The organism is Streptomyces sp. HB132 (genome assembly GCF_016909575.1).
Lineage (GTDB): Bacteria > Actinomycetota > Actinomycetes > Streptomycetales > Streptomycetaceae > Streptomyces.
In genome coordinates, this window is sequence record NZ_JAFBGA010000002.1 from 140155 (window position 1) to 166393 (window position 26239).

The 26239-nt window shown below is 67.2% G+C and carries 24 protein-coding genes and 1 tRNA gene; 11 read left to right on the forward strand and 14 right to left on the reverse strand.

From position 1 onward, the window contains the following. Positions 1-46: 46 nt before the first annotated feature. Entirely contained in the window at positions 47-511 is a 465-nt protein-coding gene (locus JOC24_RS04975; protein WP_205018880.1) for a GatB/YqeY domain-containing protein, read from the reverse strand. A gap of 79 nt (positions 512-590) precedes the next feature. Between JOC24_RS04975 and JOC24_RS04980 the strand changes: the two genes are divergently transcribed. Both JOC24_RS04980 and JOC24_RS04985 read left to right on the forward strand, forming a co-directional pair. Beyond that, positions 591-1529, forward strand: a complete 939-nt coding sequence (locus tag JOC24_RS04980) for a metallophosphoesterase (protein WP_205018881.1) — start codon at positions 591-593, stop codon at positions 1527-1529. An 88-nt stretch (positions 1530-1617) separates the two neighbouring features. Continuing rightward, a tRNA-Pro gene (locus JOC24_RS04985) sits at positions 1618-1691 on the forward strand. Positions 1692-2057: 366 nt separating this feature from the next. On the opposite strand, the gene JOC24_RS04990 is transcribed toward JOC24_RS04985, so the two are convergent. Then, on the reverse strand, positions 2058-3113 hold the full coding sequence (locus JOC24_RS04990; RefSeq protein WP_205018882.1) for an EcsC family protein: 1056 nt from the start codon (positions 3111-3113) through the stop codon (positions 2058-2060). Positions 3114-3768: 655 nt separating this feature from the next. Here JOC24_RS04990 and JOC24_RS04995 point away from each other — a divergent pair. Further along, positions 3769-4428: a hypothetical protein gene (locus JOC24_RS04995; protein ID WP_205018883.1), complete on the forward strand. Its 660-nt coding sequence runs from the start codon at positions 3769-3771 to the stop codon at positions 4426-4428. A 215-nt stretch (positions 4429-4643) separates the two neighbouring features. Further along, positions 4644-5033, forward strand: coding sequence for a hypothetical protein (locus JOC24_RS05000; protein ID WP_239579758.1), 390 nt, complete (start codon positions 4644-4646; stop codon positions 5031-5033). 282 nt (positions 5034-5315) lie between these two features. Here JOC24_RS05000 and metG read toward each other — a convergent pair whose 3' ends face one another. The 4 genes from metG to JOC24_RS05020 form a co-directional block, all read right to left on the reverse strand. Then, complete coding sequence (metG, locus tag JOC24_RS05005) at positions 5316-7037, reverse strand: methionine--tRNA ligase (protein WP_205018885.1); 1722 nt, start codon at positions 7035-7037, stop codon at positions 5316-5318. Between the two features lie 434 nt (positions 7038-7471). Continuing rightward, positions 7472-8977 (reverse strand): LacI family DNA-binding transcriptional regulator, encoded by a 1506-nt coding sequence (locus JOC24_RS05010; protein ID WP_205018886.1) that lies wholly within the window; start codon positions 8975-8977, stop codon positions 7472-7474. 30 nt (positions 8978-9007) lie between these two features. Further along, complete coding sequence (locus JOC24_RS05015) at positions 9008-9358, reverse strand: helix-turn-helix domain-containing protein (RefSeq protein WP_205018887.1); 351 nt, start codon at positions 9356-9358, stop codon at positions 9008-9010. Positions 9359-9563: 205 nt separating this feature from the next. Next, positions 9564-9815 (reverse strand): helix-turn-helix domain-containing protein, encoded by a 252-nt coding sequence (locus JOC24_RS05020; protein WP_205018888.1) that lies wholly within the window; start codon positions 9813-9815, stop codon positions 9564-9566. A 614-nt stretch (positions 9816-10429) separates the two neighbouring features. Here JOC24_RS05020 and JOC24_RS05025 point away from each other — a divergent pair. The 6 genes from JOC24_RS05025 to JOC24_RS05050 all read left to right on the forward strand — a co-directional run bounded on the left by JOC24_RS05025 (position 10430) and on the right by JOC24_RS05050 (position 16447). Continuing rightward, complete coding sequence (locus JOC24_RS05025) at positions 10430-11347, forward strand: hypothetical protein (protein ID WP_205018889.1); 918 nt, start codon at positions 10430-10432, stop codon at positions 11345-11347. Continuing rightward, positions 11344-12042, forward strand: a complete 699-nt coding sequence (locus JOC24_RS05030; RefSeq protein ID WP_205018890.1) for an ATP-binding protein — start codon at positions 11344-11346, stop codon at positions 12040-12042. The genes JOC24_RS05025 and JOC24_RS05030 overlap by 4 nt, the downstream gene beginning before the upstream one ends. Positions 12043-12140: 98 nt before the next feature. Further along, the gene (locus JOC24_RS05035; RefSeq protein ID WP_205018891.1) at positions 12141-13445 is read left to right on the forward strand and encodes a hypothetical protein; all 1305 of its coding nucleotides are present in this window, start codon (positions 12141-12143) and stop codon (positions 13443-13445) included. Between the two features lie 372 nt (positions 13446-13817). Next, on the forward strand, positions 13818-14258 hold the full coding sequence (locus JOC24_RS05040; RefSeq protein WP_205018892.1) for a plasmid mobilization relaxosome protein MobC: 441 nt from the start codon (positions 13818-13820) through the stop codon (positions 14256-14258). 4 nt (positions 14259-14262) lie between these two features. Then, positions 14263-15957, forward strand: coding sequence for a relaxase/mobilization nuclease domain-containing protein (locus tag JOC24_RS05045; RefSeq protein ID WP_205018893.1), 1695 nt, complete (start codon positions 14263-14265; stop codon positions 15955-15957). Between the two features lie 100 nt (positions 15958-16057). Then, positions 16058-16447: a hypothetical protein gene (locus JOC24_RS05050; protein WP_205018894.1), complete on the forward strand. Its 390-nt coding sequence runs from the start codon at positions 16058-16060 to the stop codon at positions 16445-16447. A gap of 259 nt (positions 16448-16706) precedes the next feature. Here the strand turns inward: JOC24_RS05050 and JOC24_RS05055 are convergent, their stop codons facing one another. After that, on the reverse strand, positions 16707-17531 hold the full coding sequence (locus JOC24_RS05055; protein ID WP_205018895.1) for an SPDY domain-containing protein: 825 nt from the start codon (positions 17529-17531) through the stop codon (positions 16707-16709). A gap of 568 nt (positions 17532-18099) precedes the next feature. Here JOC24_RS05055 and JOC24_RS05060 point away from each other — a divergent pair. Continuing rightward, entirely contained in the window at positions 18100-18804 is a 705-nt protein-coding gene (locus JOC24_RS05060) for a nucleotidyltransferase domain-containing protein (protein ID WP_205018896.1), read from the forward strand. 138 nt (positions 18805-18942) lie between these two features. Here the strand turns inward: JOC24_RS05060 and tyrS are convergent, their stop codons facing one another. The 7 genes from tyrS to JOC24_RS05095 all read right to left on the reverse strand — a co-directional run bounded on the left by tyrS (position 18943) and on the right by JOC24_RS05095 (position 26226). Further along, positions 18943-20346 carry a tyrosine--tRNA ligase gene (gene tyrS / locus JOC24_RS05065; protein WP_205018897.1) on the reverse strand — a complete coding sequence of 468 codons (1404 nt, stop codon included), beginning with the start codon at positions 20344-20346 and terminating at the stop codon, positions 18943-18945. Positions 20347-20443: 97 nt separating this feature from the next. Then, on the reverse strand, positions 20444-21361 hold the full coding sequence (locus JOC24_RS05070) for a glycosyltransferase family 2 protein (protein WP_205018898.1): 918 nt from the start codon (positions 21359-21361) through the stop codon (positions 20444-20446). After that, positions 21358-22422, reverse strand: a complete 1065-nt coding sequence (locus JOC24_RS05075) for a hypothetical protein (RefSeq protein WP_205019318.1) — start codon at positions 22420-22422, stop codon at positions 21358-21360. Before JOC24_RS05075 ends, JOC24_RS05070 begins: the two co-directional genes overlap by 4 nt. 23 nt (positions 22423-22445) lie before the next feature. Continuing rightward, a complete protein-coding gene (locus JOC24_RS05080; RefSeq protein WP_205018899.1) occupies positions 22446-23156 on the reverse strand; it encodes a class I SAM-dependent methyltransferase in 711 nt (236 codons plus the stop codon). Positions 23157-23171: 15 nt separating this feature from the next. Continuing rightward, positions 23172-24188 carry a nucleotidyl transferase family protein gene (locus JOC24_RS05085; protein ID WP_205018900.1) on the reverse strand — a complete coding sequence of 339 codons (1017 nt, stop codon included), beginning with the start codon at positions 24186-24188 and terminating at the stop codon, positions 23172-23174. Then, positions 24185-25081 (reverse strand): radical SAM protein, encoded by an 897-nt coding sequence (locus JOC24_RS05090; protein ID WP_205018901.1) that lies wholly within the window; start codon positions 25079-25081, stop codon positions 24185-24187. Before JOC24_RS05090 ends, JOC24_RS05085 begins: the two co-directional genes overlap by 4 nt. Beyond that, a complete protein-coding gene (locus JOC24_RS05095) occupies positions 25075-26226 on the reverse strand; it encodes a hypothetical protein (RefSeq protein WP_205018902.1) in 1152 nt (383 codons plus the stop codon). Before JOC24_RS05095 ends, JOC24_RS05090 begins: the two co-directional genes overlap by 7 nt. Positions 26227-26239 lie beyond the last annotated feature (13 nt).

Sequence of the window (26239 nt, forward strand, 5' to 3'; positions counted from 1 at the left end):
GGAGGGGAGCCCCCGGCCGGGGGCTCCCCTCCTTCACGCATCGGCATCAGCCCGCGAGCAGCTTCTTCACCGTGGCGGCGACCCGGCCGCCCTCGGCGAGCCCTGCCACCTTCGGGTTGACGATCTTCATGACGGCGCCCATCGCACGCGGTCCCTCGGCGCCGGCGGCCTTCGCCTCCTCGACGGCCTGCGCGACGATCGCGTTCAGCTCGTCGTCGGAGAGCTGCTTGGGCAGGTACGCGTCGAGCAGCTCGCCCTCGGCCCTCTCCCGCTCGGCCTGCTCCGTCCGACCGCCCTGCGCGAAGGCCTCGGCCGCCTCGCGGCGCTTCTTCGCCTCCTTGGCGATCACCTTCTGCACCTCGTCGTCGGAGAGCTCGCGCGACGTCTTGCCGCTGACCTCCTCCTTGGTGATCGCGGTCAGGGTGAGCCGGAGGGTGGACGAGGTGAGCTCGTCACGCGCCTTCATGGCCGTGGTGAGGTCTTCCTTGAGCTTGGACTTGAGCGTGGTCATGCGGCGATTGTGACAGGTACGGGGCACCCGCCGCCCGCCTGTTTTCGTCCCACCGCATCGTTTCTGCGACGATGGGCCCATGCGCGCACGCTACGGAGTACCCCTGAAAGTCACGGCAGTCGGCGCAGCGGTCGGTGCCGCCGGTCTCGTGTACGCGGCCGGATTCGAGGCACGCTCCTTCCGCCTCCGCCGGATCGCGATTCCCGTACTCCCGCAGGGGGCACGCCCATTGCGCGTACTCCAGGTCTCCGACGTCCACATGGTGAGCGGCCAGCGCAAGAAGCGCGCCTGGCTGCAGTCGCTGGCGGGTCTGCGCCCGGACTTCGTGGTGAACACCGGCGACAACCTCTCCGACCCGGAGGCGGTGCCCGAGCTGCTCGACGCGCTCGGCCCGCTGATGGAGTTCCCCGGGGTCTACGTCTTCGGTTCCAACGACTACTACGGACCGAAGCTCCGCAATCCGGTCCGCTATCTCCTCGAGAAGACGCAGGGCAAGCACGGGCTCAACGGGAACGCGCCGGCGGTCGACGTCGTCCACAACCCCTGGGAGCCGATGCGGGACGCCTTCGACGAAGCCGGCTGGCTGAACCTCTCCAACACCAGGGGCCGGATCAAGGCCGACGGGCTGGAGATCGCCTTCACCGGCCTGGACGACCCCCACATCAAGCGGGACCGTTACGCCGAGGTGGCCGGTGGCCCCGAGGCTGGCGCGGACCTCTCGATCGGCGTGGTCCACGCCCCGTACCTGCGCTCCCTGGACGCCTTCACGGCGGACGGTTACCCCCTGATCCTGGCCGGTCACACCCACGGCGGGCAGCTCTGCATCCCCTTCTACGGCGCACTCGTCACCAACTGCGACCTGGACACGGACCGCGTGAAGGGCCTCTCCGACCACACGGTCGGCGAGCGGCGCGCCTACCTCCACGTCTCGGCGGGCTGCGGCACTAACCGCTACACCCCGGTCCGCTTCGCCTGCCCGCCCGAGGCGACCCTGCTGACACTGACGCCCCGCGACTGAGACATCCGCCCGGGCACAAAAACCGGATTTCGCCTCCGGGCGCCAGTGGGCTAAAGTAATCGATGTCGCCGGGACACTCGGTGGACATCGGGGTGTAGCGCAGCTTGGCAGCGCGCTTCGTTCGGGACGAAGAGGTCGTGGGTTCAAATCCCGCCACCCCGACAGCTGAAACACCAGGTCAGGGGCCTGATCCACTTAGTGGATCAGGCCCCTGAGTGGTTTCCGGGGGCGTCTTGGGAGCCGTTTGGGAGCCGAGTCCGCGAGGCGGCTCCCAAACGGCTCCCTGCTGGGCCGCTGGAGGCCAACCGCGGAGCCCTACTCCGATCGGACACGTCCTTCGACTTATGCCGCAGGGCGGGTGAGGGGCAGAGCGGCCCACCTCTTGATGGTTACCAAGCAGTAGCGTCGATTCCGCCCTCCGGGCTGACCGACGAAGGGCTGCGGCTCTCTCCGACAAACCAGGGCGCCCTACCTGGCCCTGTGGTGACCACTGGCAGGGCCGCGCGGCTGCTGCGGTATTCACCGCGCTCAGTTGTCCGGCTGCTCCTCGAAGTCGGACGGGGTAGGCGTCGGCAGAGCATCCTCCTCCCGGAGCAACTCCATCACGCCGATCGCGTCATCATCCTGCGCAAGGCCGGCGTCGCCGTAGTTCGGACCATCGGTCAGGTCGCCGTCTGACTTCTCGATCAACAAGCGCTCGCGATACGCGTCGCGCGCCGAAACAGCGATCCGATCAATGAGCATGTAGCTCAGCCCTGCGCCGACAGCCATGCCCGCGATGGGCACGAACTGCCCGAGCTTCCTCTTCGGCAGCTGCTGCGAGAACTTCGCCGCGAAGGTCTGGGCGATCTTGGTGAGGACCTTCTCGTTCAACTTGGCCCAAGGAGCATTCCTGACAAGCAACTGGGTGAGTTGCGACAGTTCGGCGTAGGCGGCCGTCTTCGCCGATGTACCCGTGGACATTCCTAGAGCAATCACGGACATCACGAAGAGTTCCTCTTCGGGATCGTTCGGGTGGTAGCCGTAGTAGAGAGCTGTGGCGGCGACCGTTCGAGTGGCAAGGCTGAGCATCATCGCAGTGTCGGCAACCATCGCCCCGGCTACGGTTCCGATTCCAGGTGCGGCGCCCGCGCCCGCGCCCGCGATTGTTCCGGCGCTGGCGAGCACCTCTCCCCCTGTCACGACTGCCGCCGACCCAAGCCCTGTAGCCGCTGCGGAGAGGGCGTGGCCGTACCGAACCAAGTTGTGTCTTGCGACTTCGTCGAGGACCCGCAAATCGAGCTCACGAATCTCGTCCAACCCGGCGATGTCGTGTCCGGCACGTCGATACTGCCCAACGACACGCTTCTCGCTCACTGTCCGGCTCGCGGTGCCTCCCACGGCCTTGCCGAGCCCCTTTGCGGCTCCGCCGTAGGCGGCAGCCACTTTGTCGGCGCCCGGGGCGCTCCTAGCCTTCTCTCCCAGCGAAGCGAGGCGTTCCCGGGCCTGCGGCGGGAGGAAGATCCTCGCCCGCTTGCTGAGAGCAGCTGCCTTTCGCTCCTGGAGCCGGTCCCACTCGCGTAGTTCGTAAGCAGAGAGAGTCATGTCGTCGCCTCGGTATCAGAGTGCTTGGGAGCAGTCCCGGGTGAACGCGGCCATGAGTCTGCGCCGCTGGACGAGGAAATCTTGTAGCTTCCCTCCGTGGCCTCGGCCAGATTCGCCGGGTCTTTGCGGTGAGAGGTGCAACCCCCGGACTGGAAGCGCTAGTTAGCGCCGACGAGCCTTCTGGGGAGGAACATCATGAAGCAGAATACGCGTCCGGCGAGGTCCGTGGAGGGTGCGAGGGACATCCTTAGGCTGTGGGTCGGCGAGGGTGGTGAAGGCACCAAGTACTGGCAGCAGGCCCTACTCGAAACTCAAAGACCGGGGGCCCGCGCTGCTCACCCGTCCTCCGGGGGGCCTGCAAACTCGCCCTACTCTCAACGCCAGTTGGGCGCGAGGGTTGCCCGTAGTTCACATTCACTCGCCGACAGGCTGGAAGAACAGCGCCACGGTCAGTCCGGAAGGCGAGGTGTGCCTGCGTGCGGCGCGAATGACGCCTCCTCCCTTGTGGCGTTGCTATCGTCAGCGCCACTGGCGAGCCCGAGTCCTTCCGGATGGCCCTGTGGATTCCGTGCGGCCGGTGCCGTCATACAGATCGGCCCTCCTGGCGAGCCCGGCCATCCATGAGAGGACTGCAGTGAGCAGCCAAATACCCCCGATGCCTGAACGACTTCCAGGTCCCAGCAAGGACGTCAGGAACCCGTGGAAGACGGCCACGTTCTGCCTGGCCGGCGCGCTGACGGTGACTGCTGCCGCCCTCGTCTATACCGCTACCGAAGGCCGAGGAGGTACTCCCCACGCCTCAGCCGACCCATCGCCCTCGATCTGGCAGGACGACCGCCCCCGCGCTGACACCACACCCGTCGCGACGACATCCCCCGCCCCGAGTCGACCGGCCGACTTCAAGATCGGTGACGAGGCCCGCAACGGCGGCGCCGTCGTCACGGTCGCCAAGGTCCGGGAGACCGAGTCGATCAACGTGGCCGGCGCGGTGAAGAAGGCAGGAGGCGGCGCCAAGTACGTGATCCTGGAGACCGTGGTGTTCAACGACACCAAGGCCAGCATGGACCTCACCTGTTCGCTGCCCATCGTGAACAACCTGCTCGACGAGCAAGACCGGCGCTACGACACCATCGATGACCTGTACGAAGTCGCGGGCAATCCCGAGTGCAACGAACAGCTCCAGCCGGGCTTCAAGGATGAAATGCTATTCGTCTACCGGGTCCCGGAGGACGCGAAAATCATCGCCTGGGAGTTCTCCGAGTACGACCTCACCTCTGAGCGGGAGCCATCGGCCATCGAACTAGACAGTGCTTGAGGCTTCAGGGGCTGGGACGACATGCCCAACTGGCGATTGTCCCCTGCTCCGGCCCCGGCTGGGCCGGGGCATCCCTGCCGTGCGAGCGCGGCCGTTCCCCCACCACATGAGCGATTGCGGTAGTCGCGGCGTCACTGTACGTTTCCGCGTACAGATCGGTTTGGCTCGGAGGGGGCGGGATGCCTGGGTACGGCCGCGCAGACAACGAGTGGGACATGTTGGTGGAGGCCGGGCGGGGATTCCTCGTCGAACGCGCGAAACTTGGCAAGCTCACCTCATACACAGAGCTCAGCGTCACTCTGGCCAGGCGAACCGGCTGCCGTGCATTCGACTTCGAGCGTGCTGATGAGCGGGCGGCCATGGGGCATCTGCTGGGACGGATCGTGGGCCAGGATCGGGAGATCGCACCCTCCGACCCTCCTGTCATGCTCTCGGCACTGGTGAATTACCTGGGTGCCAACGACGCTGGACCCGGTTTCTATCAGTTGGCCAAGGACCTGCAGCTTCTGCCCATGAGTGCCTCCTCGGACGAGAAGTTCGAGTTCTGGATCAAGCAGGTGAAACGGCTCTACGAACGCCATGGGGCCAGTCCGGCCGTGGCCTGAGCATGGGCCATTGCAGCACATGCGCAGCACAGCACCCAAGGTCGGCCGCAGGCCCAACTGCTTCCGGCGGAAGAGGACGGCGCCGACCCGTCGGTCAGGGCTGGCGCCGGTTCACTTCGGCTTCGAGCGACTGCCCGGCTTCGGAAACGTGCCGTAGGCCGAGTTCAACGAGGGCAACCATCGGATCGGTTCGGCAACTCGGCGCCCCATGAACCGTACGGGCGCCTCCGCGCCCGTACCGCCCGATGAAGCCGGGATCGGTACGAGCACATTAGAGGCCCGTCAGACGTCGGCTCCGCCGAAGCGCGCACGATAGGACTCCAGGTCCTCCTCCGAGATCTTCGCGAAGAGCACCGGCGGCACGGTGAAGGCTGTACCGGCCGGGACAGCGTCCAGGGACTTGGCCTGCTCGGCGGTCACCCAGGTCGCGGTGTCGCTATCCAGGGCGAAGGCACCGCGCATGGCGGCGGCCGAGGCCGGGATGAACGGCTCGGAGACGATCGCGTAGAGGTGGATGAGGTTCATCGCCGTACGCAGGGTCAGGGCCGCACCCTCCGGGTCGGTCTTGATCTCCAGCCAGGGGGCCTTCTCCTCCAGGTAGGAGTTACCTGCCGACCACAGGGCCCGCAACGCCGCCCCAGCCTTGCGGTACTGGAGAGCCTCCATGTGCTCCTCGTACTCAGCCAGCAGCCGCGCGATCTCCTCGCCCAGCCGTGCCTCCGCCTCGCCGGCCGCATTGCCCGCAGGGACGTCGTCCCCGAAGCGCTTGCGGGAGAAGGACAGCACCCGGTTGACGAAGTTGCCCAGAGTGTCGGCCAGGTCCTTGTTGACCGTGGCGGCGAAGTGCTCCCAGGTGAATGAGGAGTCGTCGGACTCGGGGGCGTTGGCGATCAGGAAGTAGCGCCAGTAGTCAGCCGGCAGCATCTCCAGCGCGGCGTCGGTGAAGACGCCCCGCTTCTGGGAGGTGGAGAACTTGCCGCCGTAGTACGTGAGCCAGTTGAAGCCCTTGACGACGTCGACCTTCTTCCACGGCTCGCGGACACCGAGCTCCGTGGCCGGGAACATCACCGTGTGGAACGGGACGTTGTCCTTGGCCATGAACTGGGTGTAGCGCACGGTGTCGTCAGCCTCGTACCACCACGACTTCCAGTCGCGGGTCTCGCCATCCGGGCCGGCGTCCGACCACTCCTTCGTCGCACCGATGTACTCGATCGGGGCGTCGAACCAGACGTAGAAGACCTTGCCCTCGGCCGCGAGCTCCGGCCAGGTGTCGGACGGAACCGGGACGCCCCAGTCCAGGTCACGGGTAATCGCCCGATCGTGCAGGCCCTCGGTGAGCCACTTGCGGGCGATGGAGGAGGACAGCTGCGGCCACTGCTCCTCGTGCCGCGCGACCCACGCCTCAACCTCGTGCTGAAGCTTGGACTGGAGCAGGAACAGGTGCTTGGTCTCGCGGACCTCCAGCTCCGTGGAGCCGCTGATCGCCGAACGGGGGTTCAGCAGGTCGGTCGGGTCGAGGACGCGGGTGCAGTTCTCGCACTGGTCGCCGCGGGCCTTGTCGTAGCCGCAGTGCGGGCAGGTGCCCTCGACGTACCGGTCCGGCAGAAAGCGGCCGTCGACCGGCGAGTACACCTGGCGGATCGCACGTTCCTCGATGAAGCCGTTCTTGTGCAGCTGGCGCGCGAAGTGCTGCGTGATCTCGACGTTCTGCTGAGAAGAGCTGCGTCCGAAGTAGTCGAAGGCCAGCTGGAAGCCGTCGTACACGGCCTTCTGCGCGTCGTGGGCCTGCGCGCAGAACTCCGCCACCGACAGTCCGGCCGCCTTGGCCGCCAGCTCGGCCGGTGTCCCGTGCTCGTCGGTGGCGCAGATGTACAGGACGTCGTGACCGCGCTGGCGGAGGTACCGGGAGTACACATCCGCCGGAAGCATCGACCCGACCATGTTGCCCAGGTGCTTGATCCCGTTGATGTAGGGAAGCGCGCTGGTTACCAGGTGTCGAGCCATCCTTGGATGCTCCATTTCGTACGGCGCCGGTGACAGTGCCACGGCGGGCCCAGGTCGGGAGAGTGCAGCAGGTGCGACCGCTCAGGTCGCTCAACCGTGTCACGCGTAGTGAGGTCGGCTCTGCAAGCCGTCGCAATCGTATGGCACCCGGGTGCTTCCCCGGCGAGCCGTTTTATCCCTCGGCCGGGCACGTACGGAAACGCGCTCGGCCGTCTGAGACAGGCGGCCAAGCGAGTCTCGGACGGCCGAGGCGGTCCTCATATTAGGGCCCGTATGTCCGTGGTTGCGCACCCCTTGTCCTCATGCGAGACCGAAGGGTGATTCATATGATCCGAGAAGCCTCTTCCAGCAAGCCAGGCGCTCCGGACCGGCGCCACCCTGCGAACAGCGAAGTCCGGGTGCCTCTCACCGCCCAGGCTTCGCCTCGGCCTGTGCTACCTGCGTGCACGCAGGAGGTCGTCGAGCACGTGCACGGGCGAGGTAGGGCGCATCGCCAGGCGGGCAGCGAGTGCTGCTTCCCACTGCTCGGTCAGGCCGAGCATGAGGCGCTTACGCATGCCAGGGGTGACGTGGGCATAGCGCGCCGAGACGGAGCCGTCGATGTGCCCCATGCGCTGGTCCATGAGGACCTTCTCGGTGCCGAGGTCCTCCATCACGGTCCTATGGGTGTGGCGCAGTCCGTGAGGGGTGAGGCCCTTGGCAATCGGGAGCCAGCAGGCGTCGGCCCGTTGGCCGGCGCCGCGCCCTCGCGCGGGGACTCCTGGCCACGGTTCGCCGAGAAGCGGCACGGGTCGTGCCTCCTGCGGGGCCTTCTTCGGATACCAGCCCGATACCGCTGGGGTGAACAGCCACGTTGCGAAACCGTTCCTGCGCCAGTGGGCCGCAGGTTCCACCACTGCGCCGCCTCGTACGAACCCGAGGTCCGTGATGGCCTCCTCCACCCGTATTCGCGTCGGCTCGGCGACGCGATCGGGGTGGTTGAGAACGTTGGACACCGTCCCCGTGGAGACTTCGGCACGGCGTGCAACGTCGACGAGTTTCGCACCGTGGTGGCCGCCCGTACGAGCCGTGCCCTGCCCGCGGAAGACGTAGGTCCTACCGTGGCAGGGGCAGGGCGTCGGCTTCGTGCGGGCGACGTGATTGGCGACCAGGGCGGACAGCCAGTCCATCGAGTCGAGGGTGCGATAGCTGTCGTCCTTGGGCGGGCAGCGCACCATCTCGCCCGAGTCCAGTTCGTACAGCTGCCATTCGACACGGACGGAGCCAGGTCGAGCGAACTCGGTCTCCAGGCCGACTATTTCGCCCCAGCGCATGCCCGTGTATCCCTTGAGGACTACGGCGACGAACTCGTCATCTCGGCCTGACAGCAGTGCTGCTCGTTCGGCGATCAACAGGATGCCGAGCGGATCGGTGACGACCTTCTCCGGGCCTCGGTCACGGGAGCGGCCCGCGCGCTTGCCCCGCCCACGCCGCCTGGTCGCCGGGTTCGACGTGATCAGCCCTTCATCGATCGCGTCCTCGTAGATCAGGTGGAACGTCGAGCGCCAGGTCTTGACGCTGGAGGCCGCGTACAGGGCCCTTTCCTTCTTCTCCCACCGGTCGACGTCCGAGCGCAGGATGCCGGCGAGCGCTTGGTCCCCGAAGTCGGGAAGCAGGTGTTCCTCGATGTGGCGCTTGTAGTTCTGCATCGTCGATGCGGCCAGGTCCTGGGTGTCGTACCAGCGGCTCGCGTACTCGCCGAAGGTCTCCTGGCCGAGTGCCGGGTCACGCCAGTCGCCGCGCCGGTACTTGTTCTCGGCCTCGCTCGCGGCGCGCTGAGCCTCGCCCTTGGTGGCGAACTTGATCGCCTTGCCGCCCTCGTCGACGACCGTGAGGTGCTTCCCAGGTGCGGTCTTGTACCGGCCACGCCAGTAGTTCGCACGCTTCTCCGCGAAACCCACGCTCCTCCTCTCCCTTGATACGCGGTCGCGTCAGACGACGATGCTGAACTGGCTCTGCCTGGCGCGGACCGGAGGCCGCGCCCGCAGACGGGTTGTGGGCGCGGCACGCTGCGGCGCGTTCGCCTGCTGGGCATCGGCCTTGACGGCGGTCCGAGCTGGGACGGGCTGGTGTGCCCGTGCGGGCCGTTCCTCGTGGAGGCGGATGATCTCTGCGAGGTGCTCTGCGGTGAAGCGGTACGCGCGGCCGACCCGGGTGAAGGGGATCAGTCGCCGGCGGGCCCTGTCCTTGACCCACCAGGCAGAGCAGCCGAGAACAGCAGCGATGTCCTCGGGACGGTAGAGGCGGGGCGGCGCTACGCCGGTGCCTGGCTGCTCAGCCATGCGAGATCGCCTCCTTCGCGGTACGGAGGCGGAACGTCAACAGGGCAGGGGGAATGGCCTCTCGGCGCAAGGAGGTTCCTTCTCTGGCGCGGCCGTCCGGAGACGGATACGCCGGTCTTGGTGGTTCAGGTACGGGCGAGGTCATGTGCGCAGCGACGGCCGGGTGTTGGCCCACCCGGGGAGCGCTGTTGGGGGGCTCGTTCCGCTAACTCGTCTCGGCGAGCAGGGCGAGCGGGGAGAGGCCGAGAGCAACTGCGATGGCGACGAGGTCGTCGACATCGCAGCGGCGCTGTCTGCGTTCGATACGGGACAGCATCGTGATGGTCATGGGTCGGCCGAGCGCGGTGACCCGTTCGGCCAGCTGGCGCTGGGCGAATCCGCGTGCTGTGCGGGCACGGGTAATGGCGCGGGCGGTCAGCACGCCGGCCGGACCAATTCCCAAGGGACTTTCAGGCATGGGTCAGTTGTAGCTCTGCATTGCCGGTTTGGGTAACCGGCGATGTGCTGCTATGTTGCGCATCTTTTTTGTCAGATCTGGTCCCCAGGCGCCTTGCGAGCGGCGCAACATAGACCGGAATTGGCGGATGACCAAATCACCTGATGCCGTCATGCTGGTAGCACGTACGTGGTGCTCGACGTGGGCATCTTGCATCGCGCGCTCACCAGCGCCGCCCATGGATTCGCTTGCCAACTGCCCGATTTATGCAACTTCTTGGTCAACCGGCGATTCGGGTCTACCGTTTTAAGGAAGCCGCGCACGACACGTTCGCCGACAGCTGTTTGCTTTCTCGGCGGAATGCTGGACTTGTGCGGGGAAGATGTGGCTGTCTTGGCCATGCGCCCGGAAACCCCTGCGGCTCCGGGCACATGAAGAAGCCCCCGGCGGGCCAACGCCGGGGGCCAAGAAGTCCCTACCGATATCGCCTGTACCTGAACGATCAAGACGGTGGCGGTCATAACGCCACCGGGTGAGGAACTGTGCATGCCCCAACAAGCTACTGCCTTCACGGCCGTAGTCGCATCCCCGTCGCCGAACTCGCCTGCTCGGCCCGCGAAGGCGGGGCGATAGACATGGCGCGGATACGTACCATCAAGCCGGAAGCCTTCATCTCCGAGTCGCTCGCCGCGGTGAGCGTCCATGCCGAGCGGACCTTCTTCGGCCTGCTTACGCAGGCGGACGACCACGGCCGCTTCCGCGACCAGGCTGCCGTCATCGCTGGCGCCCTGTGGTCCCTGCGCCCCGAGCACGGCCCCCTGGAGGTCGAGGACGACCTCACGCAGCTCGACAGTGCGGGTCTGATCTGCCGGTACGAAGGCGACGACGGCAAGCGGTACCTGCACATCGCCACCTGGGCCCGCCACCAGAAGATCAACCGGCCCAGCGGCAGCCGCTGCCCGGCCTGCCCGCGCCACCAGGGCAGCCGGTCGGACGAGACGACCTCGTCTGTTCACGGAGCCCTCCCTGAACAGGCCGTGAGCCCTCACGGTGGACGCCCTGGTGCGTCACGCGGACGCAGCGAGCCCTCCGTGAACCGGGAAACCGCAGGTCAGGGCAATTTCAGTGAGCCCTCACCACAACGCTGGGAGACTGCGCTGAGGACTCAGGGTCCGGATCTAGGACCTAGGATCCTGGATCTAGGATCACCTCCGGTGGGGAGCGCAAGCGCCCCCACGCCCCCTGCCGTCTCGGGTTCGGTCTCGGCCAAGGACCTGGTCGCCGAGCACGTCGCCGCATGCCAACACCGCCCGCCCAGCGACGTCCTCGGCCACCTCGGCAAGGTGGTCAGCAAACTGCTCGGCGAGGGATTCTCCCCCGACCACATCAGGGCCGGGATGGACCGCATGCGTAGCAAGGGGCTGTCCGCTGGGCTGCTGCCGAGCCTGGTCGACGAGGCCATGAACGCTCCACGGGCAGCTGCCGCCCCGCACCGGGCATGGACCAATCCGGCACCCGCTGACGTCGAGGCGGCCTACGGGGGTCAGCTGTGACCACAGCCATCACCAGCCGGGAGCCGCAGCGCATGAACACCCTCGCCGCCCGCCTCGGCACGATCCTCGCCGAACGGGGCATCGATCCAACTACGTCACCTGCCGAGGCTCCTTCGGAACGGGTGACCGCGCTGGAACTGGCCGCGGCCCGCATCCCGCCCCGTTACCGCCACGCGCTCGCCGGCCACCAGCAGGTTGCCGCCTGGGTCGACGAAGTGGCCCTCGCCGCACGGCCCGGCCCGAGCGGCACCCGGGGCATCGCACTCGGACCGTCCCTGCTGATCGCCGGGCCCACCGGCACCGGCAAGACGCACCAGGCGTACGGCGCGGTGCGCTCGCTGCTGACCGCCGGGGTACGGCTGCGGTGGGAGGCGGCCACCACGGCCGACCTGTTCGCCCGCTTGCGCCCACGCCCCGGCCACGACGCCGAGCGCGACCTCGCCACCCTCAGCACCTGCCCGCTGCTGATCCTGGACGACCTCGGCGCAGCCAAGCAGTCGGAGTGGACCGAGGAGATCACGTACCGGCTGATCAACCGCCGCTACACCGACCTGCTCCCCACCCTCCTCACAACCAATCTGCCGACCTCCGCGCTCCGTGACGCCGTCGGCGACCGCGTCGCCTCCCGTCTCGCCGAGATGACCACCACCGTCGTCCTCACCGGCGCCGACCGCAGACGCCAGCTCTCCGCCTGACCGCACGGCGCCGTCCCTCACCAGCTCACGTTCACCACACCGCCCGCCCGCGCCCACGCCTGCCCACACGGCGCGGCGGGCCCTTTGGAGACCCCTGCATGACGGAACTTGCCATGCCCGCACTCGGGTACTGGAACGCGATACCTATCGCGCTCGCCGCTCTCCTGGCCGCTCTCCTGGCCATCGGCACAGTGCTGCTGGTCAGGTGGCTGATCTACCGACACGCTCCCCGAAACCACGCCAAGCGACAGTCCGGAACGCCCGCGGTCAGGGTCGCCGCACTGGCCGCGGTCGGATGTACCGCCTACAGCGCCGACACCAGCTGGAGGTTCGCCGCCGACTACCTCGACATGAGCGGCACCACCGAGCGCACCGCGATGTTCGCCGCCGCGGAACTCGCCCTCTTCGCCTCGGCCCTGCTGGCGCGGCAGAACCTGCACGGCCCCAAGCAAGCACCCGGCCTGCCCGGCGTCCTGACCTGGGTGATCACTGCCGTACAGGTGATCCCCGCGTACGCCGAGTCAGGTGTGGTCGGCGGGACGGTGCGGGCCTTCGTGGGACCGGTCATGGCCGCACTGCTGTGGCATCAGGCCATGGGCATCGAACTGCGCATCCACACGCCCGAGGCGGCGTCCCACAGCCTCCTCGCCCGGATAAGTCGCGAAGCACGCGAACGCGGCCTCTCGCGCCTTGGGGTCGCCGAACACGATCGTGACGCCGCGCAGATCAGCCGCGACCGTGCCACCCGCAGGGCCGTCGCCCTAGCCGCGCACCTTGCGGAGCGAACCCCGAAGCAGCGCGCCGGCTGGCGAGGCCGGCGAACCGCGCGACGGCTTTCCCGCGCCGTCGCCCAAGCCTCTGTGGGAAGCGACCAGCGCCAGCGCGACGTGCTGCTGCACCAGCTTGCCGTCCGCCGTCACGCGACAGCGCTGGCCACGATCGAACTGCCATCGCCTTGGACCGCCTTCACCCCGAGCGAAGGCACCCTGCGCCATGTCGAGACCACTCCCCCGCTCGGCCGATCGGGGGCAGGCTTCGCCTTGACGAGCGAGGAAGCCACGGAACACGCCGACTCCAACCTTCGCCTTGAGTCCCTGCCTCCTCGTTCCGTGCAGAACCAACTTCCCCTGCACGATTCGGTCCCCGCTCGCGAGATCACCGAGCCGTCCCACGAGGGCGACGTCCCCACGACGCAACGCTACGGACGTCCTCCCGGTGCCGAAATGGACGAACTGCTCGCGATCGGCCGCGCGGCCATCGCCATGCACGGAACAGCGACCCGCGCCGTGCTACGGAACGCCATCCGCAGGGCCGAACTCACCATCTCCGAGGACCGGCTCACCGAACTCAAGGCCCTCCTGGCCGCAGAGCAGGGTTCCGAGACCGCCGTCCCCACGGGCTGACCGGATATCCGGTCAGCCCTGAACGCCGCACGGGGGCCGTGGACCAGCAACCCCGTCTGGTCCACGGCCCCGCCCCCTTCGCGCCGCTTGACCAGGCACGCACGGCCCTCCCCTACGGCTCTGCGCTCGAACCAGCGGGAGGCGGGGCTGCTGCCCGTACGTCGACCTGGTCCGCCGCCCTCCCCCCTCAACCAGGAGCTGCTCTCCATGCAGGATTCGTGCACCAACAGCCCAGAGCATCAGAACGTGAACCGAGCCACGCCAGCCCAAAGCGCAGCAAGTTGTCGGGTAAGGAGTCCTTACCCGGCGTCCGCCCCAGGGGAGGCGGAGGCTTCCGGCGCCGAGGCGGCACCGGAATCGGGCGGCCCGGGGGTGCCGACCGTGGTAGGGACCCGCGCCCCGTCGCCGCTCGTCCCGCACAAGCCCGCGCCGCGCCGTCGACTGCGTGATCGACAGCTGCGCAAGCGCCGCGTCCACCCTCGCTACAACGACCACGAGTTCGACCTCGTCCAGCGCGCTGCCGCCGTCAGTCAGATGGCACCCGGCGGCTACGTCGCCGAGAGCTCGCTGGCCGCCGCACGCGCCGACGACCCCACTGCGGCCGTGGCCGACTACCGCGCCACCGTAAAGGCGCTGCTCGCCGCCAACGGGCAGCTCGGCCAGGTCGGCAACAACCTCAACCAGCTCACCGGACACCTGAACAAGGACGGTGACATGCCCGCAGCCGACACCGTCCTGCGGATCCTCCACCGCGTCGAGGCATCCGTTCAAGCGCTGGATGGTGCCGTCGCCCGGGTGATGGAGGGGCGGTGAGACGGTGATACCCAAGATCATCCTCGGTCAGGGCGGCACCCGCGGTCTGATCCGCTACCTCTTCGGCAAGGGGCAGGCCAACGAGCACGTCGATCCACACCTGGTGGCGTCCTGGAACGACTTCGCCCCCGACCCTGGCCGCAGCCCGCATCGCGACCCCAAAGAGGTGGAGAGGCAGCTCGCCACCCAGCTCGACCAGCCCGTGCGGATGCTGGGCGAACGCGCACCGCAAACAACCTTTTGGCACTGCCCCATCCGCGCCGCCCCCGAAGACCCGAACCTCACCGACGCTCAATGGGCGGACATCGCCCGCAGGATCGTGGCCGCCGCCGGCATCGCCCCCGGCGGCGACGAGAACGCATGCCGGTGGGTGGCCGTGCGCCACGCGGACGATCACATCCACATCGCCGCCACCCTGGTGCGCCAGGACGGCCGCCGTCCCCAGCGCGACCATGACAAACGGGCTGTGCAGAAGGAAGCCCGGCAGATCGAAGTCGACTACGGGCTAAGGCGGTTGAAGGCGGGCGATGGAACCGCCGCCAAGCGGCCGACCAGCAAGGAACTCTTCAAGGCCAAGCGCCTGGGCCAGGACACCACGGCCCGCGAAGTCCTCCGCATACGTGTACGCAGGGCAGTCGCCGCCGCAGGTGACGAGGCAGAGTTCTTCACTCTGCTGGAGGCGACTGGCGTGACCGTGCGCCTCAATCGTGCGCCGTCCGGCGACGCACTCGGCTGCAACTTCGCGCTGCCCGGCAACACCAACGAGAACGGCGAACCCGTCTGGTTCGCAGGATCCACCCTGTCCCCCGACCTCTCCCTGCCCCGGATCCGCGAACGTCTCACCACCACCAGCCCTGAACCTGTCACCGTCCGGCCGTGCAACCCGTGGCACCAGGCCACCTCCGCCACCGAACGCATTCCCCACCACCTCTCCGCCGACGACGACCACGCCGCCCAAGGCCAGCTGGTGGCTCTCGGTGCGGCACTCGACCTGTTGCCGATTACCGCACCGACCGCAGCCAGGGCCGAACTGCAACAGGCCGCCGTCCTCTTCGAGCGCGCCACCCGCTCCCGCATCACCGCCGACCTCGACAGCACCCGGGTCCTTCGCCGCAGCATCCAAGCGATCTGGCGCGACCGCCCCCAGGACAAAGACGGTGCCGGGTTCGCCATGCTCCTGGACGCCGCATTCACCGCGGTGGCCTTCGCCGCCCACTGGCACCGCACTCGCCAACACGCCCAGCAAGCAGAGGCCGCCGAGCGGACCCTCCTGCACCTGCGGGCCGCCTACGAACAGGTCGCCGAGCCAGTCCTGGCCGGCCTCGCGCGACGCGCCCCCGCACAGCAGACGAAACACCGCCTCGCCCACCACCTCCAGCAGGCAGTACCGGAGTACGCCGAGCGCATCCTCAACGACCCCGCCTGGGACGCGCTCGCCACCGTCCTGGCCGAAGCAGAAACAACAGGACACAACGCGGCCACCATCCTCAGCCAGGCACTGAGCCAGCGCACCCTGGAGGACGCCCACAACCCCGCCCGAGCACTGACCTGGCGCATACGCCGCCTCAGCCAGCGCCACACACCCAGCCCCCGCGCCCAGGCGGCCAGGGCCCGCAGCGCCACACAACGCTCCGGTGTCCCAGCCCGTTCGCCGGCCGCAACCCCTCCCCCGCAGCGCTCACCGGATCGGCGGCGCTGACCCACAAGCGGGGCAACATAGCCGACGATCGCCGGTTAGCCAAACCGGCGATCTTCCGGAGAGTTGATGCCTCAACCCCCTCTCCGGAAGGACCCCCTGTATGGCCCAGACCGACATCCGACCCCGCGTAATCGTTCTCATCACCGACCTAGACGTCTCCCGCGGCGACGAGCCCGATCGGCTTTTCCATCACGATGGGCGCCCGTTCACCACTGCCGAATGCGATCTGATCACCACCTGCACCCCGGCGGAGATGGACATCGCAGTCGCGTACATGCGGTCGATGGGCGACTGGATGAGTGAACCCCAGACGGTACAAAAGGCCCTTATCGGCCTGTACATGAAGTACGCATACCAAGTCCCCGATGGCTTCTCGGGCAGCGTCTACGACCTGATGACTGACGAGGACTACGCGGAGTTCGACCGCCTGGTCGAGATCTTCAAGGCCGACGATGCCTTCGAAGACCGCGCCGGACACGAACAGGACTGACCGGCTACACGCCAACGGGCGGCGCTTCAGGGCTCCGTCCGTCGCACAGCCCCCGCAGGGCCACCCGTCAATCTACGTGAGCCCTGGCCCCGCACATGCCCGCAGGCCCGGCCGGAAACACCGGCCGGGCCTGCGGCATGCACACACGAACTCAAGTAGTCACACGAGCCGTCGCCACTGCCTTCCCGAGGTGGACATCGACCAGCGCGGAGCAGGACCTACCGACCGGGAGGCCCTGCTTCATAGCGCGGAGTACTGCTCAACTAGCCGGGGCACCCAAGAGCCGGTCCCGCGTGCTCTCCGGCAGCACCCGGCGGAGTACCGGTGCGGTGGAGCTGAGCGAGGAGGCGAACGCGGCAGCAAGGCTGTGGGGCATGCTGGCACTGAACGATGCGGCCCACAAATATCCGGCATGCACACCGAGTTCAGCCCACGCCTGCCAACCTGTTGCACCTGGTTCTTCCGCCTTGACGCTAAGGGCGCGGGGATCGGTGTCCTGAATGAGCGGTGGGACCTCACCGAAGCTGAGACGGGAAGTGAAGGTGGGGTGCATCGCCACCGAGTCGGGCTGGTCCGCGTCACGGAGCCAGCCGTGCTCCGCGACAACGTCCATAACGAGCTCGGGATCCATGAGCGCCGTAGTGGGCTGTTCGTCGGCGTCGAGCGCGAGGAGAAAGTCGGAGAGGACCTCACCAGGGATGCCGGTGGTGAAGTAGGCCGACCAGCTCGCAAGCGGGCTATCTGGGCACCCCCGGGCGGAAATCTGCCACGCGATCGGCAGTTCACCCAGGTGAAATGGCTCATCCGGCAGCACCCATTGGGCCCATCGGAGGGTGTCGGGGCTGATGTGGAGGACCGTGCTGCGCACAACTTGTCGGTCCTCCGGTGCCTCGTTCAGCTCCTGCCTTCCGCGGACGATCACGAGGCTCGTCCAGCCGAGGCCGGCGAGCGTGTCAGCGACAGCATCGTAAAGACGTCCGTCATCGCCGGCCAGGTGCCGGGGGCCGACCCAGTACGCAGGCAGGGCACCGCGTTTCGGGGTCGACGGGTCAAGCAGAGGGTCGGGATACAGGAGCGCCTCCAAGGGCTGGGTGCGGGTGTACGTTCCGCCAGCAACGCGGCGAGGGCGGCGCGGCAGCGGACGGGAGCCTGCGGTTCAGAGCTACGGCTACCTCGAGCGGCAGGCGCCCGAGCCAGCTGGCGGCATCTCGCTCTCAGCCAGACAGACGAGCGGAGCAACCGCGGCTAGTGGGAGCCGTGGGCACGCCGACCAGCTCTCTGACCTGGGCTTCTGGAAGGTCATCTACGTTGACATCCCTCTGCACCCGTTGGCCAGTCTTTCGCGACTCCTTCTTGTCTGCCCCCGGCGAACTGGGACGCGCGCGACGCTCCTACGTCGCCCAAAGCGCCGCATAGAAGCCGTCAACACCAGCCACGCCCCTCGGTGAGGCAGCAACGTGAGCCGCGTCAAATGTCACCGCCGACCGAGGCATGGCCAGGCCCAGGCCGCCCGCCGCCTTCTCGACCGCAGGCACATGCCCTCCGACCTAGCGCATGCCAAATGCAGCGGCAGCCGACCCCGGGGGCCAGCCTTGCCGGATCACCGAAGAAACCCCGTGCGCACGACAAGCAGAGTGCTGAATAGTTGCCGCATGGATGCGATCGACGCGGCGCGTGCCGTTGTAGAGGAACACCACCCTGACGCTCGGGCTGCGTTCCTGGGAGGCAGCGTCTTGACGGGCCGCCGCACGGCGATGTCGGACCTCGACATCGTGGTGCTCCTCCACGGATCCCCGGCCCCGTATCGGGCAAGCCTCCGGCACGGTGAGTGGCCGGTGGAAATGTTCGTGCACACCGAAACGACGTGGCACACGTTCGTCGAGCGGGAAGTACGCAAGCGCCGGTCCCCGCTGCTCTGGATGTGTGCCGACGGACTGCTGCTCTTCGACGCCGATGGTGTCGGGACGCACCTCGCAGCGGAGGCCCGCAAACTGACTGTCGCGGGACCGCCCACGGTGTCGGCTGAAGAGATCGACGACTGCCGCTACGCGATCACCGACCTCCTCGACGACCTCGCAGGGAGCACCGACCAAAGCGAACGGCTGTTCATTGCCACCGAACTGGTCAGACGAACTGGCGAGTTGGCGCTGGCTGTCGGCGGATCCTGGAACGGAGGCGGAAAATGGCTGGCACGCCGTCTTGAGACCACGGCGCCGGGGCTCAGCATGCGGCTGCACGATGGCCTGCGTGAAGTGTTGGAGGGGCGAATTGAGTCCCTCGCGGTAGCCGTGGACGAAGTGCTGGAGCAGGTCGGCGGCCGGTTGTGGGTCGGGTACAAACGCGGTGGGACTCCATGAACGAGGTCGCCATGGGGCGGCAGGCCCGCGCTGGAGTGGTCGCGCATCGCGCACGGACAGCTCGACCTCACCGTGTCGCACAGAAATCAAACGGGCCGGCGCCGACCCACCAATGTGGGCCGGCGCCGGGTTTCAGTCTCAGGCGTCGATGCGGGCCACCTTGCGACCCACCTTGAGGTACAGATCGGCGCCGTCGAGTGCCCCGACCTCGCTCACCACTGCGCCGAGCGCCTGCTGGACGGACGCCTCCGTGAGCTGAGTGGTCTGCTGCTCTCCGTCTGCCTCACGGATAAGGCGCAGGCCCTTCTGCTGAGCGACACGGCGCACGGCGGAGATGCTGGGGGCGAAGTCCAGCGTGCGGCTGATCAGGGCCCCGAGGGTGTCCTCGGAGTGCTCCTTCATGGATACGACGGGGAGGTTCTGGGTGTCCCCGAAGGACCGCTTGGAGAAGCGGGCCGTGAACTCCGCGCGGGCGGCGGCGGCAACATGCGGGCCGTGGAGAGCGGCTACGACCTCACCCGCGAGGATCCGCTTGACTGCCATCGGATGCGCGGTTCCCTCCTCCAGGCGCTTGGTCACCACGCGGATCTCGTCGTCCGTCCACTCGGTGAGGAGCTGGAGGTACGGCTCGGTCAGGTGGTCGGGGATGGACATCAGCCGACCGTAGACATCATCAGGCGTTGCCGTCAGACCCACGTAGTTGCCCTTGCTCTTGCTCATCTTGGAGCCTGTGCCGTCGGTCCCCTCGATGAGCGGGGTGGTGATGACGACCTCGGGCGTCTGCTCCGAGATCTCCATGACCTTGCGGCACATCTGGAGGTTCAGCAGCTGGTCGACTCCGCCCAGTTCGACGTCAGCCGTGATGGCCACCGAGTCCATCGCCATCACGACGGAGTAGACGAACTCGGCGATCGACAGCCCCTGTCCCTCTGCGAGCCGGGTGCGGAAGTCTTCACGCTGCAGCGACATGGAAACAGGCACTCGGGCGAGGATCTCGACGAGCTGCGGCAGGCTGACCTTGTTGAGCCACTCACCGTTGAAACGCAGATCGGCACGCTCGAAGTCGATGAACGGCGTGACCTGCTGCTGGTACGTGCTCAGGTTGCGGGCGATGTCCTCGTCGGTGAGAGCCGGCCGTTCCGAGGAGCGTCCCGAAGGGTCACCGATCTTCGCCGTCACGTCGCCGATGATGAAGACGACGTGGTGGCCCATGCGCTGCAACCGGCTGGCGATGATGATCGGCACCGCGTGGCCGAGGTGGACATCGGGTGAGGTCGGGTCGATGCCGTACTTGATGACGAACTGACGTCCCTCCGACCGCGCGGCCTCGATCTTCTCGGCGAGTACCGCCGCCGACGGAATGAGGTTGATGGCGCGCCCCTCGACCAGCGCGGCCTGCTCCTGGGGGGAGAGGTCGGAGAGGTCCAGGGAGCGCCGGGCTGTTGTCTCGTCGAGCAGCTGCGAGACCGTATAGTCCGCGCCCAGGTCCGCTCCATCGAGGATGTGCATGACACTGGTGACGGACTCACTCAAACGGCTCATGGCGCGTATACGCTCCTGCGTCGGACAACTGGCCTGGCCAGTAGGGATGGGAAGCGGCGATTTTATCACCGCTGCTCTGGGCGTGCGGCTGAAATGATCAAGAATGCGCCGACTCCCCTTGGCCCGTCGTGAGCTGAACCTGCGGCCGTCCCATGATGACACTGGAAAGCGACCGGACCCACGGAGCTAATGGGTCCCGCGCCCAGATGGTGTCCTTGAGCATCCCTGGAATCAGAAACAGGGCGGAAAGTTGCTCCCCTCGCTGTAACGAGGATTCCACTCCGTGCCTTGAAGCGAGTGCTCGAAAATGCCGCGAGATTCTTCCGAGCCGGCGGCCATTAGCCCATGGGGGAGGATTTCCACGCATCGCACGGAGCCGGTCCGCAAGCGCGAAGCACACCTCAGCCCGATAGTCCTGTGAGACCCCTGGCGTGCTCCGGTCAGTCATGCTGCGCGGGTGGACCCTGTAGAAGGTCACTGGGTCCTGGAGAACGAGACCTCGGCCGGCCTCGCGCAAGGCATGGAAGAAGATCTCGTTGCTCACCGGCAAGAGGCTGAGGGCCGCCTCTCGGTGCACAAGGAGAGTGCTTGTGTTGCCGCCCGGATGCGGTTCTTTCAACTTCGGGTGGCCGAGGGAGTCGACGACGTTCTCCCAGTGCTCGATGAACAGCGCTTCCCTCGCCGATGCCATCGCCTCCGCGCACGTGCGCAGCTTCGCCGGGTGGAACCAGTCGTCGGCGTCGAGCGGAGCCACCCAGTCGCCGCTACTGAGGAGAGCGGCGTCGGTCAGGGTTCGCCCGAAGCCTTGTCGACTTCTTCGGATTACTTTGATGTCGCCTTTTCGGCGGCGGCACACTTCTTCGGTCTCATCGGTAGAGCCGTCGTCGATGACGATGACTTCGTGAAGGATGTATCGCCCGGGCTCCTGTTCCAAGCAGCTGGTTACGGCCTGGTCGAGATACCTGCCGTAGTTGTGGCACAAGATCACGCACGAAATACGTGGCAGGGAGTTCACAAGCCGCTCCCGTACACAAGGGCGTAGTCGTCGAGGATCGTCTTGTGCTCGTGAGCTCGGTACTCCAGGAAGTCACGGTCAAGAAGTCGTGAGCCGGGGCTGAGACGAGCAGTCGCGTTTTCCAGGGCAGTCAGAAATTTCTCGCCGAACAGGTTCGGGTGTCCGTGCGACCAGTCGAACCATTCAGGTTCCTCAACCATGCCCTTGTGCCGCTCGTACTGCTCGGGCAGGTGCCCGGTGCGGGAACAGACCGGAAGCAGGTTCAGGTCGAATGCCAGCTCCAGCTGCCCGGAATGGCTCCCCCAGAGGTACGGAAGAAGGAGGGCGTCCGACGCCAGCCCGGCTTGGGCCACCTCCTCGTCTGTGGGGTAGGGACGCATGGTCAGCCGGATTCGAGGATCGCGCCGGGCAGTCTCCAGGAGTAGCGGGGCACGGCCGCCCTCGGCGAAGTCGGCGGGGCTGAAGGCGCGGAGCAAGAGCTGGAGCGTGCCGCGCGGGTCAGTTGTCCCGAGGCTCCAGTTCGCCATGGTGGACAGCTGGTCGCGGCTGGCTCGTGAGGCTCCGAACATGAGATACCGGCCTGCCGAGCTGGACGGCTCCCGTTCCAGGTCAACCAGCGACTCAGGCGCTGCGACGTACCCGTGCGGGATAACAGCCGCCTCCGGACACTCACCAATCAGCTCCGTCAGTTTCGTGACGGAGCCCTCTGTCAGGCACACCCAACCGACCTCGGCCGAGTGAAGCGTCCGCAGCCGGTCCACGAAGTCGCCGGCGCTACCGACCATGGGACGCGTGTCGTGGGCCGTGCAGACGACGTTGACGCCCTCCTCCAGGCACGCGTCGAGCAGGCGTTCCAGAGTGGTGACGTCTTCGAAATCGATGTGGTGCAGATGCAGGACATCGAGCCAGTTAAGAGGGCGGTGTTCGAGGAGCCACTGGGCACCGACTGCTGCCGGCACCGTCTCACCTCCCCGGATCTCCGTCTCGTTCAGGATGTGGAAGTCCCGACTCCGCAGCTTCCACGCATATGGGGTCCGGGCCGGCAGGTGCACCACTCGCATGCCCTTGCGTCGGGGAGGTGCCATCACGGTCGTCCCCCCTCTGCTCCTTCCGCGCCGACGAGGAGCAGCTGGGTGGACAGCCCGTTGGAGAAGTCGTCGCTTCTGGTGAGGCCGGTGTGACGGATCGCGAACCCCGACGCGCGAAGCAGCGCCTGGAACTCGTCGCTCGCCCACTCACGCACATGGCTGGGGTTACGGGGCGGGCCGGGAGTGTCATAACCGCTACGGCACTCGCGAGCCGGCGTGGACAGTACGGCTTCGGCGCTGCCTTCGTGCAGCAGGCCGCGGATCAAAGACAGAACGGGCATCGGATTCACCAGATGCTCGACCACGTCGGAGCAGATCACTAGGGATCGGCGTACGAGTGAGGGGGCGATGGGCAGCCCCTCGGTCGACTCGAGATCCGCCTCGACCCACTGCCCGAAGGAGTGGTTGTCTCGGCACCAGAGGAGGTTGTCTCCGAAGTCCACTCCGATGAAGGTCCATGCCGGGTACTCACTGGCTAACGACGCCAGCTTGCCCGCCCTCCCGCAGCCGATGTCGATCAGAACGTCGCGGCCGAGTTCCTTCGCCCGGGCGGCGGCGTAGGGGTAGACGTCGGGCTGCCAGGTAATAGCGTCGTCCGCCTCGTCCAGGAAGTACTCCACCTGGTTCCGACTGCGGTAGCCACTCCGGATGAAGAAGGAATCAGCGCCCCCGAGGGGCTGGCGGGAGATCGCCGTGTCAGCGTGCATGGGAAGGCTCCTTGCTTACTTGGGCCAGTGGGAGAACAGGTGGAGCATCCGCTCGACGAGCTGCTCGCGCACGGCGTGCCACTCGGTGCCTCCGGAGCGGCGCGCGGTTGAGGCACTGTCGTAGGCCCGTCCGTCGACCTCGGGCAGACAGGCGTACATCTGGAGCAGCGCCGAGCCGTCGTCGGTGGGCGCGCCGTCGGTGTCCGCCTCGAGCAGTGCCCGGATGTCCTCGACATACATAGAGGCGTCGATTCCGGATCCGGGGATGCTTTTGCTCATCTTCGGGAGGCCGCCGAGGCCGGGGATCATCTTGGTGTAGATGCCGGACAGCCGTTCTGCGGGAAGCCCCCAGCGCTCCGCCCCACGCCGGGCGAGGGCCACGTACTTGTGCTCGTCGACGCCGAGGGAGACCAGGACGTGGCGCCCATCGCGGAGAAGCTGCACGAAATCCGCGGCCATGAGCAGCGTGGCCTGCTTCATGCCGTAGTTGAGGTCATCGAAGACACCGTGGTTGCGGTAGAGCCCTGCGAGGTCCTCCTCCGCCCAGTGGAAGTCGTCGTCCTCCAGATAGCGCGACAGCAGGAAGGCGGTCGCCAGGACGTCGGTCTCGCCCTCCTGCCTGCGGAGAACACCGCGCCCGGCATCGAACCCGAGGCGCAGGACGAACTCCTCGTACTGGTCGGCGAGTCGCCGCACCGAGTCCATTGGCTTGCGTCGCGCGTTGAAGGAGTCGAGATCCCCCAGCACGATCTGTACGTCGAGGCCGCACTGCTGCAGTTTGACCGCGCGCAACAGCTGGAAGAGGGTGCCGGCGTGGGGCGGTCCCCCAAGTCCGATCCCGGTGGTGACGATGGCGGGCTGGTCGGCCGCGACCGCCTCAGCGAACTGGCGCGCTCCGGTGTGGCACACCCATTTCGTCTGCAGGTCGTCAGGGCTCATCCCTGCGAGAGGGAAGTCGATGGCTCCGAGGCCCAGCCGTTCGTAGTGGTGCTGGTCGATGACGTTCTCGTAGTACGCGGCGTCGAACTTCATGCGATCCCTTCCAACTGTGATTGCTCCCGGAGGTCGAAGGCCCGACGGACCAAGGGCTCGAAGCCATCGACCAGGAGGTTTCCGAGCGCCGCGTTGCGCGGCGCCGACACGCTGCCGAGGTCCGCTGTGACCGTTCCGTCCGCGAGGACCCAGACTCGGAATGGGTAGGGGTCCAGCGGAGCTCGCGTCGGCTGGGCGTAGATCGTCACGCCTTCGACGACGTCACGCACGCCCTCCACAGCCCGAACGAAGTCGTCTCGCTCGTAGCCATAGACCTCCGCCTTGCGTGTGCTGGCGCGGCCGATGGGGCGGTACTGGGAGATGAGCCAGTACTCGACCTCAGTCCGGTGGGCCACCCTGGCGATGAGCTGCGCGAGGCGGGGCAGTTCCTGGATCGAGCCGGCCGTGGTGAAGGTGTTGAACGCGAGTCGGCGCTGGTCGGCGGTGAGGAACTCGACATTGGACTGGAACCGCTCGAAGTAGCCCTTCCCGCGGAACCAGTCGGCCGTCTCCGGGTCCGGACCGTCGACCGCCAGGGAGTAGACGGTCACGTGGTCACGAACACCGGCGTAGCGGTCGCCCAGGAGCAGCCCATTGGTGTGGAGGTTCGTCTCGAAGCCGACCTCCTGGGCGTGCTGGAGGGCGACCTCCAGGTGGTTGTCGTACGGCATCACGGGGTCACCGCCGGTGAACACACACCGATGGGCCTCGGACTCGGAACGGACTCGCTCGATAACGCGGCGGACGGTGTCCTCGTCGGTCCTGACCCGGTTGCGCTCGCGATAGCAGAATCTGCACACGCCCGGTGAGGCACTCGTCGGCTCAAGGTCCCAGGCGTTGCAGTCGGTGTTGAGAACCAGGTGGATGATCGCGAGCTCGCCGTGCGTCAGCATGGAGCCTTCTCCCTCTTCCCCGGGCTGACCAGGACAGCGGCCGGAGCGGCCAAGTGCATGAGTGCACGCAGCCTGTGCGGAGCGCCGCCCGTGAGACGTACGAACTGCCGAAGCGTGTCCAGTCCCGCGCCGGCGTCGATGAGGTCGAGGGCCCTGTCGATGCCGGACTGGATGGTGGGGGCCGCCTCGGACATCACCAAAAGCAGTGCCGCATTGAGGGCGACCGCGTTGCGCGCCTGGCTTCTGTCCTGCCCGGCCAGGACGCGTATGGCAGCGGCGACGTTCTCCCGTGGGTCGTCGTACTGGGCGACGGACGTCAGGTCCTGCGGCATCGAGGCAGCGCCTCTGCGCACGTCGTCGTTGAACATCAGGTCCTCTTGGCCGGAGTTGATCCGACAGGCCCGCACCTGGCTCCCAGGGAGCAGTTCGTCGACCTGGGCCGCCCTACCGAGACTGGAGTTCATGACCGTCACGTCGGGCAATCCAAGCTTGGAGAGCAACCGGGCGGAGGCACCCACCGCAGGGTGCGAAAGGCCGTACGCGTAGGCGGGACAGGTAACCGGACTGAGGAGCGCGGGAAACGCCAGACTCAGGGCGTGTACCGCCTGGAACCTGCCTCCGTAGCGGCGGTCGAACTCGGGTACACGGTTCTCGATGGAGAAGAACCCGAAGCCGATCTCCGCCGTGATGTCGACCATCTCCCGGTGCGACACCGTGTCACTCGTCGCACCGATCTGGTCGATGAAGTCGCGCGACCCAGTCTTCGACGACGCACTGCGAGATCCGAGTTTCGCGATGTGTGCTCCGCCGGCAGCCGCCACCAGTGCGGCGGCGGTACTGAGGTTGATCGTCTTGAAGGTCTTCTTTCCGCTGCCGGTGTAGCCAACGAACCGCACGCCGGACGGCGGACGGTGAAAGTCCCATCCCTTCCGGTCCAGGTCTGTCGCGGCCCTGATCGCGGCCTCCACCTCCTCCAGGCGCGGCCCCCGCAGGAGCAGCCCCGTCAGGACGCTTCCCAGCATCACGTCGCGCGTCGGGCCTTCCGGTAACGCGAGGATGCGGGTGATCCCCTCGTGGACGTCCTGGGGTGCGATATCGGCCGGTGAGTTGATCTTGTGGGCCAGCAAGGGCACTGTGACCGCCACGGCGTGGGCTCCT

Coding starts and splice junctions, on each gene's coding strand:
- JOC24_RS05015 (WP_205018887.1), bottom strand. CDS start 9,358: ATGGCTGAGCAGCCAGGCACCGGCGTAGCGCCGCCCCGCCTCTACCGT.
- JOC24_RS05000 (WP_239579758.1), top strand. CDS start 4,644: ATGTTGGTGGAGGCCGGGCGGGGATTCCTCGTCGAACGCGCGAAACTT.
- tyrS (WP_205018897.1), bottom strand. CDS start 20,346: ATGAGCCGTTTGAGTGAGTCCGTCACCAGTGTCATGCACATCCTCGAT.
- JOC24_RS05035 (WP_205018891.1), top strand. CDS start 12,141: ATGACGGAACTTGCCATGCCCGCACTCGGGTACTGGAACGCGATACCT.
- JOC24_RS04980 (WP_205018881.1), top strand. CDS start 591: ATGCGCGCACGCTACGGAGTACCCCTGAAAGTCACGGCAGTCGGCGCA.
- JOC24_RS05020 (WP_205018888.1), bottom strand. CDS start 9,815: ATGCCTGAAAGTCCCTTGGGAATTGGTCCGGCCGGCGTGCTGACCGCC.
- JOC24_RS04995 (WP_205018883.1), top strand. CDS start 3,769: ATGCCTGAACGACTTCCAGGTCCCAGCAAGGACGTCAGGAACCCGTGG.
- JOC24_RS05090 (WP_205018901.1), bottom strand. CDS start 25,081: ATGCTGACGCACGGCGAGCTCGCGATCATCCACCTGGTTCTCAACACC.
- JOC24_RS04975 (WP_205018880.1), bottom strand. CDS start 511: ATGACCACGCTCAAGTCCAAGCTCAAGGAAGACCTCACCACGGCCATG.
- JOC24_RS05025 (WP_205018889.1), top strand. CDS start 10,430: ATGGCGCGGATACGTACCATCAAGCCGGAAGCCTTCATCTCCGAGTCG.
- JOC24_RS05060 (WP_205018896.1), top strand. CDS start 18,100: ATGGATGCGATCGACGCGGCGCGTGCCGTTGTAGAGGAACACCACCCT.
- JOC24_RS05075 (WP_205019318.1), bottom strand. CDS start 22,422: ATGCGAGTGGTGCACCTGCCGGCCCGGACCCCATATGCGTGGAAGCTG.
- JOC24_RS04990 (WP_205018882.1), bottom strand. CDS start 3,113: ATGACTCTCTCTGCTTACGAACTACGCGAGTGGGACCGGCTCCAGGAG.
- JOC24_RS05085 (WP_205018900.1), bottom strand. CDS start 24,188: ATGAAGTTCGACGCCGCGTACTACGAGAACGTCATCGACCAGCACCAC.
- JOC24_RS05050 (WP_205018894.1), top strand. CDS start 16,058: ATGGCCCAGACCGACATCCGACCCCGCGTAATCGTTCTCATCACCGAC.
- JOC24_RS05080 (WP_205018899.1), bottom strand. CDS start 23,156: ATGCACGCTGACACGGCGATCTCCCGCCAGCCCCTCGGGGGCGCTGAT.
- metG (WP_205018885.1), bottom strand. CDS start 7,037: ATGGCTCGACACCTGGTAACCAGCGCGCTTCCCTACATCAACGGGATC.